Annotated in this window: 14 protein-coding genes; 8 read left to right on the top strand and 6 right to left on the bottom strand. The window is 61.7% G+C overall.

From position 1 onward, the window contains the following. Nucleotides 1–298: 298 nt before the first annotated feature. On the bottom strand, nt 299–1,198 hold the full coding sequence (locus tag N1937_RS13965) for an SDR family oxidoreductase (protein ID WP_260056418.1): 900 nt from the start codon (nt 1,196–1,198) through the stop codon (nt 299–301). A gap of 124 nt (nt 1,199–1,322) precedes the next feature. Between N1937_RS13965 and N1937_RS13960 the strand changes: the two genes are divergently transcribed. Further along, a complete protein-coding gene (locus N1937_RS13960) occupies nt 1,323–1,739 on the top strand; it encodes a winged helix-turn-helix transcriptional regulator (protein WP_162116027.1) in 417 nt (138 codons plus the stop codon). 9 nt (nt 1,740–1,748) lie between these two features. Here the strand turns inward: N1937_RS13960 and N1937_RS13955 are convergent, their stop codons facing one another. The 4 genes from N1937_RS13955 to N1937_RS13940 form a co-directional block, all read right to left on the bottom strand. Continuing rightward, nucleotides 1,749–2,957, bottom strand: coding sequence for an MFS transporter (locus N1937_RS13955; protein ID WP_260056417.1), 1,209 nt, complete (start codon nt 2,955–2,957; stop codon nt 1,749–1,751). 110 nt (nt 2,958–3,067) lie between these two features. Further along, on the bottom strand, nt 3,068–3,691 hold the full coding sequence (locus N1937_RS13950; protein ID WP_162116029.1) for a TetR/AcrR family transcriptional regulator: 624 nt from the start codon (nt 3,689–3,691) through the stop codon (nt 3,068–3,070). Nucleotides 3,692–3,751: 60 nt separating this feature from the next. Then, nucleotides 3,752–4,669, bottom strand: a complete 918-nt coding sequence (locus N1937_RS13945) for a bifunctional helix-turn-helix transcriptional regulator/GNAT family N-acetyltransferase (protein ID WP_170276451.1) — start codon at nt 4,667–4,669, stop codon at nt 3,752–3,754. A gap of 229 nt (nt 4,670–4,898) precedes the next feature. Continuing rightward, nucleotides 4,899–5,618, bottom strand: a complete 720-nt coding sequence (locus tag N1937_RS13940) for an aspartate/glutamate racemase family protein (protein ID WP_260056416.1) — start codon at nt 5,616–5,618, stop codon at nt 4,899–4,901. Between the two features lie 157 nt (nt 5,619–5,775). On the opposite strand from N1937_RS13940, the gene N1937_RS13935 reads away from it, so the two are divergent. From N1937_RS13935 to N1937_RS13920, 4 genes are all read left to right on the top strand, one after another. After that, nucleotides 5,776–6,240, top strand: a complete 465-nt coding sequence (locus N1937_RS13935; protein WP_017965011.1) for an Lrp/AsnC family transcriptional regulator — start codon at nt 5,776–5,778, stop codon at nt 6,238–6,240. A gap of 27 nt (nt 6,241–6,267) precedes the next feature. Continuing rightward, the gene (locus N1937_RS13930) at nt 6,268–6,813 is read left to right on the top strand and encodes a PH domain-containing protein (RefSeq protein ID WP_170255033.1); all 546 of its coding nucleotides are present in this window, start codon (nt 6,268–6,270) and stop codon (nt 6,811–6,813) included. Between the two features lie 114 nt (nt 6,814–6,927). Then, entirely contained in the window at nt 6,928–8,193 is a 1,266-nt protein-coding gene (locus N1937_RS13925; RefSeq protein ID WP_260056415.1) for an NAD(P)/FAD-dependent oxidoreductase, read from the top strand. A 434-nt stretch (nt 8,194–8,627) separates the two neighbouring features. After that, nucleotides 8,628–10,583 (top strand): elongation factor G, encoded by a 1,956-nt coding sequence (locus N1937_RS13920; RefSeq protein WP_260056414.1) that lies wholly within the window; start codon nt 8,628–8,630, stop codon nt 10,581–10,583. A 176-nt stretch (nt 10,584–10,759) separates the two neighbouring features. Here N1937_RS13920 and N1937_RS13915 read toward each other — a convergent pair whose 3' ends face one another. Continuing rightward, a complete protein-coding gene (locus N1937_RS13915; protein WP_260056413.1) occupies nt 10,760–11,806 on the bottom strand; it encodes an NAD(P)-dependent alcohol dehydrogenase in 1,047 nt (348 codons plus the stop codon). A 204-nt stretch (nt 11,807–12,010) separates the two neighbouring features. Between N1937_RS13915 and N1937_RS13910 the strand changes: the two genes are divergently transcribed. From N1937_RS13910 to N1937_RS13900, 3 genes are all read left to right on the top strand, one after another. Beyond that, nucleotides 12,011–12,919 carry an AraC family transcriptional regulator gene (locus N1937_RS13910; RefSeq protein ID WP_033180884.1) on the top strand — a complete coding sequence of 303 codons (909 nt, stop codon included), beginning with the start codon at nt 12,011–12,013 and terminating at the stop codon, nt 12,917–12,919. 153 nt (nt 12,920–13,072) lie between these two features. After that, nucleotides 13,073–14,131: a glycosyltransferase family 2 protein gene (locus N1937_RS13905; protein WP_260056412.1), complete on the top strand. Its 1,059-nt coding sequence runs from the start codon at nt 13,073–13,075 to the stop codon at nt 14,129–14,131. Then, complete coding sequence (locus N1937_RS13900) at nt 14,131–15,813, top strand: hypothetical protein (protein WP_170255039.1); 1,683 nt, start codon at nt 14,131–14,133, stop codon at nt 15,811–15,813. The genes N1937_RS13905 and N1937_RS13900 overlap by 1 nt, the downstream gene beginning before the upstream one ends. Nucleotides 15,814–15,842: the final 29 nt, after the last annotated feature.

The raw sequence follows: 15,842 nt of genomic DNA, 5'->3' as shown, positions 1-15,842 counted from the left end.
GTGTGGTAGATTCCTATGACAGGTGCAGAAGAAAGCGGTCACTCACCTGGTTCAATCTCTCCGCGTCCGACCCAAGAGATGGCAAGGGCCGCTACACGTCTCTTCTCCCCGCTGGGGAGAAGAGGGAGCCAAGCAAGGACTTCAATCATTCTATAGGATAGCCCCTCTCAAGTCTGCCCGCTTTGACGCAAGTGGCACGGCGCGTCTGCTCTAAACGACTCATCTGAAATGAAGAAGTTTTCGAGTCCAAAGTTCGGTCGCTCTGCGTCCCTGCGCCAAGCGCAGGGACGCAGCAGACTCAATGCGCGCTTGAAGCCGTCAGGGTCGCCTTGTGCTCCACGAAGAAATCCTTCAGCGGTTGCGGCTGTTTGCCGGTCAGCTTGGTGAAGTCTTCGGTGACGATGTCGAAATTGCCGGCGCGGGTGTTGGCGTCGGCAGAAACCAGCATGTCGGCGACAAAACCGGGGAGGCCGGCGCCGCGCATGCCCTGGCCGAGCTGTTCGTCATTGACGTCGACTACTTCGAGCGGCTTGCCGGCGACGTTGGAAACGATGGCGGCGATCTGCCGGCTGTCCAGCGACTGCGTGCCGGTCACCGTATAGGTGGCGCTCTCGGATGTGCCGGAGGCAAGGGCCGCGGCGATCGCCAGGGCGCAGTCGTCACGCGAGATGGTCGAGATCTTGCCGTCGCCCGTGGCGCTGTACCATTTGCCGCCCTGCAGGTTGTGCGGCATGCCGTGCAGGTAATTGTCGTGATACCAGGCGTCGCGGATGATCGTATGGGCGACACCGCTTGCCTTGATGGCGTTTTCGCTGCCGAGATGATCGGGCGCGAAGGTGACGAGCGAATTGTCCGGCGCCGGCATCGAGGTATAGGCGATGTGCTTGACGCCTGATTTGACTGCTGCCGCGACGGCACCCTTGTGCTGGGCGAGACGCTTGCCGGGGGTGTCGAGCGCATCGGTGCTGATAATCAACAGTCGATCGACGCCGGCGAAAGCCGTCTCCAGGCTTGCCGCATCGTCGAAATCGGCCTTGCGGATAACGACGCCCTTGTTTTCCAGATCGGAAAGCTTTTCCGGCTGGCGCGTTGCCGCGACGATGTTGCCTGGAGCGACCTTGTAGGTCTCGATGAGGTGATGGATGACACGCTGGCCGAGCTGTCCGGCGGCGCCGGTGACCAGGATGGTTTCGCTCATACGTCGGGTTCCTTCTATGTTTCAGAGGCGGTCTCAAAAAGAGAGTAACGCTAGAATAGGAATTGACTTCGCGGTGTAAAGGAGGCAGTTTTTCGGCTGTACGTTACTAAAAGGGAACCAGCAGATGAGTGGCGCAGTCCTCAGTCTGAAGAACAGGATGCCGGGGACGCGGCGCGAGATCGATCTTGCCGGTCTTGATTTCGGCAATTGCCCGGTCAGGGACATGATGCAGCAGATCGGCGGCAAATGGTCGACGCTGCTGCTCGATGTGCTGGCGGATCGGCCTTATCGATTCGGCGAGTTGCGGCGGATGATACCCGATATTTCCCAACGCATGCTGACGCAGACGCTGCGCGACCTGCAGAGAGACGGTTACATCCACCGCGAGGTTTTCCCGACCAAGCCGCCGAGTGTGGAATATTCGATGACCGAACTCGGCCGCTCGCTGTACCAGACGCTGGCGCAACTGTTGAACTGGGCGGAAGCAAACCATGATGCCGTTCGCGCCGCCCGTTCTCAGTTCGATTCCGTCGACAAATAGGCCGGCTTCTTACTCGCCGCGTCCTTCCGTCAGGAACAGCAGGAAGGCCAGCGCCGGGAAGCAGAAGCCGATCCAGGCCGTCATCGTCCAGCCGCCGGTCGCATAGGCCCAGCCGCCGAGTGCTGAGCCCAGGGCGCCGCCGGCAAAGAAGGTCGCCATGAACAAGCCGTTGAGCCGGCTGCGGTGTTCCGGGTTCAGCGCATAGATGGCGCGCTGGCCGCAGACGAGATTGGTCGTTACGCCGAAATCGAGAAGGATCGCTGCTGCCGACAGCAGCAGCAAAGCGCCAAGCGAGCCATCGCCGGCGAAATGGCTGATCAGGAAGGCGGCCATGCCGAGCAGCATGGCGAGCGTCGAGGCGATCTTTGTCATGCCGCGGTCGGCAAGCCTGCCGGCGATCGGCGAGGCGACGGCGCCGGCAGCACCTGCGAGGGCGAAGAGGGCAATGCCGTTCTGCGTCAGGCCGAAGGCCGGGCTTGCAAGCAGCAGCGGCGTCGTCGTCCAGAACAGGCTGAAGGCACCGAACATGCCGGCCTGATAGAGCGCCCGGCGCTGCAGCACGCGCGAGGTGAGCGCCAGATGGCCCATAGAAGCGAGCAACTCGCCATAACGCAGCTTCGTCTTCGGCATGCGAACCGGCAGGTTGATGCGCAAGACGACGGCGAGCACGAGCATGAGCGCTGCGGTGAAGTAGTAGACCATGTGCCAGGAGGAGGCCTCGGCGACGAAGCTTGCGAAGGGGCGGGCGAGCATGATGCCGCAGAGCAGGCCGCTCATGACGTTGCCGACGACCTGGCCGCGCGTGGCATCCGGCGCCATGTTGGCAGCGAAAGGAACCAGGACCTGAACTGCGACAGATGAAAGACCGATAGAGAGCGAAGCGACGAGGAAGGCCGCGGGCGTCGACGACAGCGCCGCGCCGATGAGCGCGACAGCGGAGACGGCGATCAGCATCAACACCAGACGGCGGTTTTCGGTGAGATCGCCGAGCGGCACGATCAGCAGCAGGCCGAGGCCGTAGCCGATCTGCGTTAACGTGACGATCAGGCCGGTGGCGGCAGGCGTGAAGCCGAGATCGGCACTGATCGGGCCGGCCAGCGGCTGGCCGTAATAGAGATTGGCGGCCACCAGCCCGCAGGCGGCGGCGAAAAGGAAGGTTAGCCAAGGGGATAGCGCCCTGGGAATGGCCCTATCCGGCGTGGTGGCTGAAATGCTCATCAGAAACTCCGGTATTCAAAGATTGAAAGGATTGAATGCAAAAATGCTGGCTGCGGCCACCCGATCCTTGACCGAATACCGGTATTTCTCTCGTCCACGATGTGGACTGTTCAGGTCACGAGCTTCATCGCGGCCTCGGCCGCGGACAGCATCTCTTCCCTGCTGCGTCCTGTTTTGCCGATGACGCGCAGGCCCTTGGTAAAGCAGAGGAAGGCGAGGGCGGCGGCATCGGGGTCTACCGTCTTCGGAATGCTGCCGTCTGTCTGGCCGATGCGGATGAGATCGGCCATCAGCTTTTCGTCCGCGGTAAAGGCAGTCACGACGTGGGCAGCGGCTTCCTCGTCAAGCAGGGCGAAGTCGTTGGCGCCGCCGACAACGAGACAGCCTTTGCGGCCGGCCTCGCCATAGGAGACCTCGGCATAGTACATCACCATCTGGAAGACCTTCTCGCGACCGGTCTTCGCAGACGCGATCATCGCTTCCAGGCGCCGTCGGCCGAGTTTTCGATAATGGGCGAAAGCAGCCAGAAAGATGCCGCGCTTATCCTTGAATGCCTTGTAGATGCTCCCCGAAGCAAGGCCCATTGCTTCGGTCAACTCGCTGATGGAGGCGGCGTGATAGCCGCGTTCGGAAAAGACGCGGAGCGCCGCATCCAGTGCTGCGTCCATATCGAACTCGCGCGGACGGCCACGGCTGCGGGTCTTTGCTTCTGGTGTGAGATTGGCAACGGTCATGGCGCCTAATTAGGGAATGAACATTTCCAAATCAAGTGAAATTTCTGCGACGCAGCAAATTCAGAGATCGAGCACCCAGTTCTGGCCGTTCGCTTCAGGGCCGAACATGCGATGTCTCTCCTCGGAGACAAGGCGGAATCCCGCCTTGACGTAGATGGCGCGGGCGGTCTCCAGCATATCGTTGGTCCAGAGCGAAAGCTCGCGGTAGCCCTTCTGTTTTGAGAAGCGGATGCATTCGTCGACCAGCAGCTTGCCGAGACCGAGGCCGCGGGCTGATTTGTCGACGTAGAGCAGGCGGAGCTTGGCGACGCCGTCGCCGCCATTGGTGACGAGGACCGAACCGACATTGACGCCGCCGCGCTCGGCGATCCAGCAATATTCTTTGACCGGATCGAAATTGGCGAGGAATTTGCCGGCGACCTCGGCGACCAGCGCCTCGAAGCGCAGATCCCAGCCATATTCCTCGGCATAGAAGCGGCCCTGGCTCTGGACGATCCAGCCGATATCGCCGGACCGGTGAGCGCGGATGATTGCCGGCGCAGGTTTTGCCGCCGGGTCGAGCAGGGCGCGAATCGTGCACATGGCGGAGACGGCCGCCTCCGGCTCGCCGCTCGCCAGGCGGTCGAAACGGGCGGCGATCTGCGCATTGGAGCGCCGGCCGAGTTCCTCGAACGTCTCGCGTCCCTGGTCGGTGACAATGATGACCTGGCTGCGAAGATCGGCCGGATCGGGGCTGGTCTCGATCAACCCCTCGGCGCGGAAACGCTTGAGAATGCGGCTGAGATAGGCCGGGTCGAGCTGCAGGTCGCGGACAAGTGCGGCGGCGCTGACGCCATCATGCGAGCCGACCTCGAAGAGGATGCGGGCATCGGTCAGCGTGAAGGGGGTGTCGAGATAGGCCTTGTTCAAGAGGCCGAGGAAGTTCGTATAGAACCGGTTGAAATCGCGAGCGGTTTCGATGAGCGATAGGCTAGACATGATGATCTCCAAATGGAGATCCTGGTCAGACTGCTGACGAACCGTGTGCTCCTCACTCGGCGTCATCCTCGGCCTTGTGCCGAGGATCTGCTGCACCGGCTGCAGATGCTCGGGACCAGCCCGAGCATGACGAAAGAGCAGTTGGTCGACTTTGTCAGCGGCCCGGCAAAGATCTCCAGACAAGATCTTGTCTGACATTTATTGGACTGAGTCAACTAATTTGACGATATCAGGCGGCTTCCTCTTCTGTTGTCTCGTCCATTCCCAGCGCGAAATCGACAGCCGCCCGCGCATGGATCGCTGTGGTGTCGAAGCCCGGCAGCGGCAAATGGTCGGGGTCGAGGATCAGGCAGATCTCGGTGCAGCCGAGGATGATGCTGTCGGCGCCGTTATCAACGGCGCGAGCGATGACATCGAACAGTTTTCGACGCGAACTGTCGAGCACCTTGCCGGCGCAGAGTTCGTTGAAGATAATATCGTGCACGGTCGTACGGTCGCTGGCATCAGGCACCATGATATCAACACCAAGGCTCTTCATGCGATCGCTGTAGAAGCCGTGCTCCATCGTGTAGCGGGTGGCAAGCAGCAGCGGGCGCTTGCGGCCGCTCGCATGCAGCGATTTTGCCGTCTCGTCGATGATGTGGATCAGCGGCACGGAGATCTTGTCTGCGACCTTGTCGGCGATCAGGTGCATGGTGTTGGTGCAGATGAGGATGCAGCGGGCACCAGCGATCTGCAGGCGCAACGCCACGTCGCCGAGGCGCGAGGAGGCCATATCCCAGTCGCCGGCCTTCTGGAGCGCGACGATCTCTTCGAAATTGACCGAATGCAGGATGAGTTCAGCCGAGGCGAGGCCACCCTTGCGGTCGCGCACCATCTCGTTGACGAGGCGGTAATAGACCGCCGAACTTTCGAAACTCATGCCACCGATCAGTCCGATCATTTCCATTTCTTCAAGCTCCCATGCTTCTCAACTGTCGGGAATGATGCCGCGATTCCGGCGCGACGTGTTTGCGTTGTTTGTCATCTCTGTGAAATATGTGATATTATTTTGCGTGGATTTACGAGATTATGCAAAAATTCGGCGAGAGGTTCAGTTTAGACACATGCTTGACGATCGCGATAGGCGCATTCTCGACATGCTGCAGAAGGATGCAGGCATATCCGTGACCGATCTTGCCGAGCGTGTGGCGCTTTCGGTTTCGGCCTGCTCCCGGCGCATCCAGCGGCTGGAGGAGAGCGGCCATATCGCCCGGCGCATCGTCGTGCTCGATCGGGAAAAGATGGGCGTGCCGACGACGCTCTTCGCACTGGTCAAGACGGCGCACCATTCCGATGAATGGACGGAGACCTTCCGCCGGATCATCGGCGACATTCCGGAGATCGTCGAAGCACACCGCCTGACCGGCAACCATGATTACATCCTGAAGATCGTGCTGCCGCGCGTCGAGCATTACGACGTGATCTACAAGCAGATCGTCCGCAAACTCGAACTCTTCGACGTTTCGGCATCGATCTCGATGGAAGAATTGAAACATGGAATGGCGATACCCGTGGGTTATGCACGGTGAGCCGGTGTTTTTAAGAGCTGCAATCATATGGGCAATGGCAATATCAATCGTGATTTCATGCGGGGGGAAAAGCTTCTCTGGTCAGGGCGTCCCGCACAGGGATTTTTCCTGACATCACGAGATCGCCTCCTCATTCCGTTTTCGCTTCTCTGGGGCGGCTTTGCGAATGTTCTCGCATTTGCCGCCGTCATTGGGGATGAGCCGGTTTCTAAGAAATTGTGGCTTAGTCTGTTTGCGCTGATGGGCCTCTACATCATCGCGGGACGTTTTTTCGTCGATGCGGCCGCGCGGGCGAGGACGGTATATATGGTGACAGACAGACGCGTCATCATTCGCAGAAGCGGGTTCTTTCGGAATTTATACTCCAGCGGGCATGAACTTCTGCCCTCGATCAGCCTTGAAGAGGGCACCCGCGGCAGGGGTACGATCAAGTTCGGCGTCCGGTCCAACCGACGGATGAGCGGCTGGACACCCGCCCTTGCCAATGAGCCTCAGCTTTTGGGGATCGACAATGCACAACAGGTTTACAGCATTCTGCAAAAAGCGAGGTCGGACTGCAGGCGAAGCCAATAAACCCGGCGCCGTCGGCTGTCGGCGGCGCAGGGCAGGCATGCCGAAACGGCAGTTGCAACCATCGCGGCGAGGGCCACATTGGCTTTGAGCGAAATGGCGCAAAAGGGGTAGGTCATGAGCGATCATCATGTCGTCGTTGTCGGCGGTGGTTTCGGCGGGTTGCAGCTCGTCAACGGGTTGAAGGGTGCCGGCGTCAAGATCACGCTGGTCGACCGGCGCAATCACCATCTCTTCCAGCCGCTGCTCTATCAGGTAGCGACCACCATTCTCTCCACCTCGGAGATCGCCTGGCCGATCCGCCGCCTCTATGCCGACCGGCCTGACGTGACGGTGCTGCTCGGAGAGGTCACGAGCGTGGACAGCGGTGCGAAGACGGTTTCCTTACGCAACGGCATGACTCTTGGTTACGATACGCTGGTGCTGGCGACCGGGGCGACGCATGCCTATTTCGGCCATGACGAATGGGAGCCGGTGGCGCCCGGCCTGAAGACGCTGGAGGATGCGACGACGATCCGCCGGCGCGTGCTGCTCGCCTTCGAGCGAGCGGAGATGGAGAGCGATCCCGCTGCACGCGACGCGCTGCTGACCTTCACCATCGTCGGGGCCGGGCCGACCGGCGTCGAGTTGGCCGGCATCATTGCCGAGCTCGCGCATTTCACGTTGCCCAAGGAGTTCCGCAACATCGACACGCGCAAGACCCGCGTCGTGCTCGCCGAAGCTGGCCCGCGGGTGCTGCCGACCTTCGCCGAGGAGCTTTCGGCCTATGCGCAGAAGGCGCTGGAGAAGCTCGGGGTCGAGATCCATCTCGGCAAACCGGTGACCGAATGCAACGCCGACGGCGTGAAGATCGGCGAGACCTTCGTTGCCAGCCGGACGATCGTCTGGGCAGCCGGCGTCACCGCCTCGCCGGCGGCAAGGTGGCTCGACGTTGCGGCCGACCGGGCGGGCCGCGTCGTGGTCGAGAAGGATCTGAGCGCGCCGGGGCTGCCCGACGTCTTCGTCGTCGGCGATACCGCATCGGTCATGCGCGAGGACGGCAAACCGGTGCCGGGCATTGCGCCGGCCGCCAAACAGCAGGGCGGATACGTCGCCAAGGTGATCCGCGCCCGCCTGTCCGGCAAACCGGCGCCGGCGCCCTTCCGCTACTGGCATCAGGGCAGCCTGGCGACGATCGGCAAGAGTGCCGCGATCATCGATTTCGGCCGGATCAAGCTGAAGGGCTGGATCGCCTGGTGGATCTGGGGACTTGCCCATATTTACTTCCTGATCGGCACTCGCTCGCGCTTCTCCGTCGCCTGGAGCTGGCTGTGGATCTATCTGAGCGGCCAGCACAGCGCGCGGCTGATTACACAGCGGGAGACGATGCGGGAGGAGGGGTAAAGCCCTTCTTCGGGTCATGTTCGGGACAGCAGGAGAAGGCATGCCGCGGGCACCCCCCTCTGCCCTGCCGGGCATCTCCCCCACAAGTGGGGAGATCACAAGTGGCGAAACCGTCCCGTCTCTCTAACGTTTCACCCAGCTTTGACGTCAGTTGTTTGGGGAAGCCGGCGACCCCAGCTAATCTCCCCACCTGTGGGGGCAGAGGGGGGCGGTCACGGCACGCCGTTCCATGAAACCAGCCACGAGCGCGCCCACGCGTGAACGTGATACGCCCAAGCTTGACATATCTCCGCACACGCCCTTAGCATTCCGCCCGCGTCTCCCCACCACCGGGGGTTCTGCATCCAGCCGTCGCCATCACCAGGTAGAGGTTCCAATGCGCCGATTCACTTCTCACGAAAATCACATTCGAAATTCTGAGAAGTTGGTGGTTCATGCGCACTTTGAATCTGGGCATCCTCGCCCACGTGGATGCAGGCAAGACTAGCCTTACCGAAAGATTGCTTTTTGACGCCGGCGTCATCGACAAACTTGGCAGCGTCGATACCGGCAATACACAGACGGACACTCTCGAGCTCGAACGGCAACGCGGCATCACGATCAGGACCGCGGTGGTGTCGTTCACGGTCGGCGACAGGATCGTCAATCTCATCGACACGCCCGGTCACCCGGATTTCATCGCCGAGGTCGAGCGGGTGCTCGGATTGCTGGATGCCGCAGTCGTCGTCGTTTCGGCGGTCGAAGGCGTACAGGCCCAGACGCGAGTTCTGGTACGGGCGCTGCGGCGGCTTGGCGTTCCCTTCATCTTTTTCGTCAACAAGGTCGATCGTCTCGGCGCGAGGTATGAGGACGTGCTGAAGGCTCTTGCCAGCCAATTGCTCGTTCGCCCCATCGCGATGTCTTCCGTTATCGATGCCGGCAGCAGGCTTGCCAGGGTGGAGGCGTTGGCCCCCGGATGCGAACCGTTTTTCACGCCGCTCTGCGAAGCACTCGCGGAGAATGACGAGACGCTGCTGGACGATTACGTTTTGACGCCCGATCGCCTGACGGCGGATAGGCTTGAGCGCTGCCTGACCGATCAGGTCGCGAGCGGTCTGGTGCATCCTGTCCTCGCAGGTGCGGCAACGACGGGCGTCGGCGTGCCGGCCCTGACATCGGCCATCGCGACGATATTGCCCGGCCGGCGCCTCGATCCGGACGGGCCGATTGCCGGAAAAATCTTCAAGATCGAACGCGGTTGGGGCGGTGAAAAGCTGGCCTATATGTACCTGACGTCGGGCACGGTCCGGCTCCGGCAACATCTGGGTTTGCCCAAAGGCCCGGAAAGAGCGACCGCGATCGAGGTTTTCGAGGCCGGCCGGGTTCATGGCGCCGCAAGCTTCCGCGCCGGGCAGATCGCGCGCATCAGCGGCCTTGCCGGCGCCCGTATCGGGGATGCGGTGGGCGGCGACCTGCTCGCGGGTGGGCGGCCGCAGTTTGCCCCGCCCAGCCTCGAAACTCGCGTCCTTGCCCGGCGGCCTTCCGGCAAGGCGGCCCTCTGGCTGGCGCTGAACCAGATGGCCGAACAGGATCCCTTGATCAATCTGCGTCGAAACGAGGAGGCGGACGAAGTTTTCGTGTCACTCTATGGCGAGGTGCAGAAGGAGGTCGTCCAATCGACCCTGCTGACGGATTTCGGCCTTGAGGCCGTGTTCGAGGAAAGCACGGTCATCTTAGTGGAAAGGCTTGCGGGAACCGGGGAAGGCCTGCAGATCCTCTTCAAGGAGCCCAATCCCTTCCTGGCAACCGTCGGCCTGCGCGTCGAGTCGCGCCCTCCCGGGGCGGGCAACAGCTTTGCGCTCGAAGTGGATGTCGGCCAGATGCCTGTAGCCTTCTATCGAGCGGTCGAGGAAACCGTGTTCGAAACCCTGAAGCAGGGGATTTTCGGCTGGCAGGTTATCGATTGCCACGTGGCGATGACGGCAGCTCGGCACAGCTCGCCTGCAAGCACTGCCGCCGATTTCCGGCAGCTCACGCCTTGGGTGCTGGCAGATGCACTGTCGGCCGCGCAAACTGTCCTCTGCGAGCCGATCGACCGCTTTCATCTTGAAGCGCCCGCGGAGAGCTTGAGCGGCTTGCTGACCCTGCTTGCGAAATCTGCTGCGATGATGAGGGATTCCGTGATTGCCGACGGCATGGTCCGGCTGGAAGGCACCATAGCGTCCGCGATGATCCAGAGCGTCCAGCAGCAATTGCCGGGCCTGACAAGCGGGGCGGGGATAATGGAAACCTCTTTCGACCATTATGCCCCGATGGCCGGCCCGCCACGTTCGCGCCAGCGTTCAGGCCCCGATCCGTTCAAACCAGTCGAATATCTGCTGCGGCTGCAGTCCACGAGAGCCTCATGCTGAGGTGCGGAGGCCGAAGCCTCGAAGCACGGGGCGGGCGCTCTGACGCGGCGGGCAGGAGCGGCGTTTGCGGGTGATGCTTCGAGGCTTCGCCCTAGGGGCTAGGCGCCTCTGCATGAGGACGGATTGAGGATGCCGTTATCAAAAAGGCGGCTCCCGAAGGAGCCGCCTCCCATTCTTCAGGCCGCCAGCGAGGCGATGTCGATGACGAAGCGGTAGCGGACGTCGCTTTTCAGGACGCGTTCATAGGCTTCGTTGACCTGCTGGATGTTGATCTTCTCGATCTCGGAGACGATGTTGTGCGCGCCGCAGAAGTCGAGCATTTCCTGGGTTTCTTTGATCGAGCCGATCATCGAGCCCGATATGCTCTTGCGGCCCGGGATGATCGCGAAGGCATGCACGGGGATTGGGTTTTCCGGGGCGCCGACCACCACGAAGGAACCATCCACCGTCAGCAGGCCGAGATAGGCATTCCAGTCGATCTCGGCGCTGACGGTGCAGATGATCAGGTCGAAAGTGCCGGCGAGCTTCGTGAAGGTTTCCGGGTCGTTGGTGGCGTAATATTCCTTGGCGCCGAGCTTCAGCCCATCTTCCTTCTTGGAAAGGCTCTGGGAAAGAACGGTGATATCGGCGCCCATGGCGGCGCCGAGCTTGACGCCCATATGGCCGAGACCGCCCATGCCGACGATCGCGACCTTCTTGCCGGGGCCGGCATTCCAGTGTCGCAGCGGCGAGTAGAGCGTGATGCCGGCGCAGAGCAGCGGCGCGGAGGCGTCGAGCGGCAGATTGTCCGGAATGGACATGACATAGCCTTCCCTGACGACGATCGAGTCGGAATAGCCGCCCTGGGTGCGTGTCTTCCGGTCGGCTTCGAAGTCATTGTAAGTGCCGGCGAGCCCCGGCATATACTGTTCCCGATCGAGGTCGCGCTCGACGCAGCCGATGCAGGAATCGACGAAGCAGCCGACGCCGACGCGATCGCCGACCTTGAATTTGGTCACATCGGAACCGACGGCCGAGACGATGCCGGCGATCTCATGGCCCGGCACGATCGGATAGACGGCGTTCTTCCATTCGTTGCGGACAGTGTGGATGTCCGAATGGCAGATGCCGGCAAACTTGATGTCGATCACGACGTCATCGGGGTTCGGATTGCGGCGTTCGAAGGTGAAAGGGGTCAGCGGCTTGGAAGCGTCGGTCGCGGCGTAGCCTCTTGCAATAGGCATGGGAACCATCCTTTTCGATTGTGGTGGGGGTTGAAAGAGATGGTGGACTATTGCCCGGAACGGCGGCAGAGAGTTAGAGCGATCCTCTCAGCTTTTTGCACGATCCTGCAAAAGTGAGGCGCCGGCCTGTTTGTGAAATGGCCAAGGCACTCTAGATAAGAGCGGTATCGCCGGCGTCAGACAATTGACAGAAAGAATTGCCGCATGACTTTGCCCTTCAGCCCCTATCAGGAAATTGTCGATATCGCGATGCGCTTCGCGGCTGGTGACGGCGAGTTTGCGACTGATATCGGCAATCTTCACATCAGCCGTCGGTCCAAGCCCAGCGATCCGCTGCACAGCAGCTACCGGCCCTGTTTTGCCTTTGTCCTGCAGGGGGCCAAGAGCCTGCGCCTCGGCGCGGAACTTATCAGCTACGGGACTGGGGACTATCTGCTGACCTCGCTCGACCTGCCGGTCGCCTGGCGCGTCACGGAGGCAAGCCCTGAGGTTCCGCATCTCTGCCTGGGGTTGGCAATCGACTCGGAAAAGCTGCTGGAGTTGCTCAGCCGGATCGATATTCCGCGCCCAGCCGCCGATACTGACGGACAGCGCGGGATGGCGGTGAACGTCGCTCCGCCGGAGCTCCTGGATGCTGCCGTCCGCCTGCTGCGCTTGCTCGATCGTCCAGGCGACATTCCTGCCATGGCGCCGCTGATCGAGCAGGAAATCCTCTACCGGGTGCTGACCGGGCCGGATGGCGCGCGGCTGATCAATATTGCCACTGCAGACAGCCACAGCAACAGGGTCGCGCGCGCCGTCGCATGGCTGAAGGAGAATTTCGCGCGGCCACTGCGCATCGAAGACCTTGCCGACCGCGTCAGCATGAGCGTGTCGTCCTTCCATCATCACTTTAAATCGGTCACGGCGATGACGCCGGTGCAGTATCAGAAGCAGCTTCGCCTGCACGAGGCACGCCGGCTGATGCTGGTGGAGCGCCTCGATGCGGGCACGGCCGGCCACCGCGTCGGTTATCAAAGCCCGTCGCAGTTCAGCCGCGAATACAGCCGCCTCTACGGCGCCTCGCCGGCCCGCGATGTCGACGGCGCCCGCGAGGTCATGGCGGCGGAATAGCGCGCCGCGCGGCCGACAGCGTCCGGTCGGGAGAACCGACGGCCCGCTGGCTGCGGGGAGGTCGGCCTTGTGACTTGGCATCCCATCGTTAAAAGATGTTTGACCTTTCCACGCTAGTCTGGCGCCAAACATCCAGCAGGCCCCGATGTCCGCATGACGCCAGTACCATTTCTTTCCATCGTCGCGCCTTGTTATAACGAGGAAGAGGGCCTGCGTGAATTCTGCCGCCGCGCCGCCGCCGCGGCTTATAGCGTTGCCGGCGATGCCTTCGAGCTCATTCTCGTCGATGACGGCTCGTCCGACCGCACCTGGGAGATCATTTCCGACCTGGCGGCTGATGTGCCGCAGGTGCTCGGTATTCGTCTTCTGCGCAATCATGGCCACCAGCTGGCATCGACGGCGGGTCTTGCCGTGTCGCGGGGCGAGCGCGTGCTTTTGATCGATGCCGATCTTCAGGATCCGCCAGAGCTGCTTTTGATGATGATGCCGATCATGGAGCGCGGCGCCGACGTTGTTTACGGCCAGCGTACGCGCCGCCAGGGCGAAAGCTGGTTCAAACTCGCCTCCGCTTCGCTTTTCTATCGCGCCCTTTCCAGGCTCGCTTCCGTGACCATCCCACGCGATACCGGTGATTTCCGGCTGATGCGCCGGCGTGTCGTCGATATCCTGCTGGCGATGCCGGAGCGCGATCGCTTTATCCGTGGCATGGTCAGTTGGATCGGCGGCAAGCAGGTCGCGCTCCCCTATGAGCGTGACGCCCGCTTTGCCGGCACGACGAAATATCCGTTGCGCAAGATGATCAATTTTGCCCTGGATGCGATCACCAGCTTTTCAACGACACCACTGCGCATCAGCACATGGCTTGGCATGATCAGCGCCGGCGTCGCGATCGCGTTGCTCGTCTACACCTTCATTCGCTGGCTGCAGGGCGAAACGGTGACCGGCTGGTCGTCGATCATGGCCGCGGTCAGCGCGTTCAGCGCTATCCAGCTGATCTGCATCGGCATCATCGGCGAGTATCTCGGCCGACTGGTGCAGGAGAGCAAGAAGCGGCCGATGTTCATGGTCGAGACGATGGTGCGCGGCGGTGAACATGCAGAACTGTCGGTCGCTTTCTCGGAGATGAGCGCCAGCGACAGGCGCACGGCGCTGGATGCGGCCTTTGCATCCGAAGAGCCGCCGCGCTCGCAAAAGAACAGCCGGATCGGATAATGGACCGGATTGCCGCTCCTGCCTTGGCCGCAGCCGGGCCTGAGAAATTGATTGCCAGACAGGACTCCACCGTTGCGATCGTCGCTTTCGTCGGACTTGCCGCGGCTTTGGTTCTCCTTTTTCCCTTTCCGCCAATTCTCGATTACCCCAATCATTACGCCCGTATCTGGCTCCTTTCGGGCGGGATCGGCGAGCAGCCGTTTCCTGAGATCTATGCGGTCGACTGGAACCGCACCTTCACCAATGTCGGGATCGATCTTCTGGCCACTTGGCTGGGGCCGCTTGTCGGTGCCGACAGGCTTGCGCGGGCTTTGCTTTTCCTGGCGATCGTGCTGCCGCCATTGGGCGCGATCGGTCTGCACCGCACGCTTTTCGGCGGACGGCACCACTGGCAGACCGCCATGCTATCGCTTAGCTGGTGCGCCACCATGATCGGCGGCTTCATCAATTTCCAGATCGGCCTCGGCATGGCGCTCGCCTTCGCATGCGTCGACCTCCGGCTGCAGGGCAAAAATCCCGCCCTGGTCTTTGCCTGGCGGCTCGCCGCCGCACTGCTGCTCACGGTGATGCACCTCTTCTCGCTCGGCTTCTATATGGCGATCGTCTGCGGCCTCGAATTTTCCTGGCGCATAGATATAGTGCGATCGAAACCGGGTCTGCTCAGGCTCGCCGGCCGGTTGGCACTGGCGCTTGGCGCCTGCGTCCTGCCGCTGCTGGCGCTCTATCTCCGTGCGCCAGCCTTGCCCAACGCCGGTGGCAATGGCCTTGCCCTTGCCTGGAACGACGGCGTCGTCCTGATCGTCATGAATTTGCTCTCCGCCGTTACTACCTATATCCCGATGGTGGATGTCGTGCTGCTTCTGCCGCTGATGCTGATCTGCACGCGCGCCGCACGCGCGGGCGACATTCGCGTACATGTGGGGCTTGCCATCGCCGCCGGCGGCCTGCTGCTGCTCTCCTGTGTTTCGCCTCGCCACATGCTCGGCACCGGGTGGATCAGTTGGCGCTTTCCGATCATGACGGCGCTCGTCGCCATGGCGATGGTGTGCCCCTTCGCCAATCTCGAGCGCCGGCAGGCGCTGTTACTGGCGCTCATCATCAATCTCGCGGTCTTCGGCCGTACCGGCTGGATCGGCTGGAACTGGTGGCTGGCACAGAAGGACGTCGCTGCCGTCGAGACTGTGCTGAAAAAGCTGCCGGCCGGTGCAGCCGTTCTGCCTCTGGAGCATGACTCCGAGACGGTGAGCGGCTTTGCCTACTCCAGCCGGTATTTTTTCATGAGAGAGGAAACTTTCTGGCACCTGCCGACGCTTGCTGTGCCCTTCTCGCATGCCTTCGTGCCGACGCTCTTCACCGCAAAAGGCAAGCAGCCGCTATCGGTTCTGACACCATGGTCTGAGATTGCGGTTCCCGAGGGCAATCTGCTGTCGATCGGCGTGCTTTCATGCCCGGCAATGATGCAGGAATATAAAGGCTTCACGCCCTATCTGTCGGACTGGCGCAGACGTTTCGATTTCATCCTCGTTGCCAATGCCGATCTCCCCGACCGCTATGTCGGCACCTTCATGCCGGCGGGCCTGACGCTGATCGAGGATGCGGGTTTCGCGAAGCTTTACGCGATCGACAAGGCGATGCCGGCAGAGCCTCTCTCGATTCCCACCGGTTGCGCCGGGGCTTCATAGGTCGGGGCTCTTCGGGGACCGATTGCCTC

Source organism: Rhizobium sp. WSM4643 (genome assembly GCF_025152745.1).
GTDB classification, from domain to species: Bacteria; Pseudomonadota; Alphaproteobacteria; order Rhizobiales; family Rhizobiaceae; genus Rhizobium; species Rhizobium leguminosarum_I.
Note: the sequence above shows the minus strand (reverse complement) of the source record. Positions and strands in the feature narration are given on the sequence as shown.